Genomic DNA, 476 nt, shown 5'->3' on the forward strand with positions numbered 1-476 from the left:
GCCTCCCTCACTCTCCCCGGGGGCCGCATTCCCCCCCCCCCCGCCAAACAGCCCCACACCCAAGAACACGATCCGGGCGGCGGTCGCCGGCTCCCCCAGCACCACCATGCCGAGCACCGCCGCACCGGCGGCTCCGATGCCCACCCACACTCCGTAGGCGGTACCGATGGGCAGGGACCTGGCGGCGTACGACAGCAGCAGCATGCTGGCGACGATGCCGGCGCCGGTGAGCACGCTGGGGACGAGCCGGGTGAAGCCGTCCGTGTACTTCATGCCGATCGACCAGGCGACTTCGAGCAGACCGGCGAGAACGAGCAGGATCCAGGCCATGCGGCACCTCCGGGGCGTACGGGCTGACTGACGGACAGGGGTGCGTCGTCTTTGCCTGCGTCCATCCCGGTACGGCGCGTCTCGTCGGGCTCTCTTCGAACATAGCAAAGCGATGACAAAATATGGGTGGGGGCGTGTGTGTCACC

Annotated in this window: 1 protein-coding gene and 1 riboswitch; the gene reads right to left on the bottom strand. The window is 68.7% G+C overall.

The features are described 5' to 3' along the window. Window positions 1–330 (bottom strand): DMT family transporter (locus ACFW2E_RS39900; RefSeq protein WP_384474912.1); only part of this gene is annotated, 330 nt, incomplete at its 3' end. A gap of 39 nt (window positions 331–369) precedes the next feature. Continuing rightward, window positions 370–445, bottom strand: a riboswitch (guanidine-III (ykkC-III) riboswitch). Window positions 446–476 lie beyond the last annotated feature (31 nt).

The organism is Streptomyces sp. NPDC058964, from assembly GCF_042741275.1.
Taxonomy (GTDB): domain Bacteria; phylum Actinomycetota; class Actinomycetes; order Streptomycetales; family Streptomycetaceae; genus Streptomyces.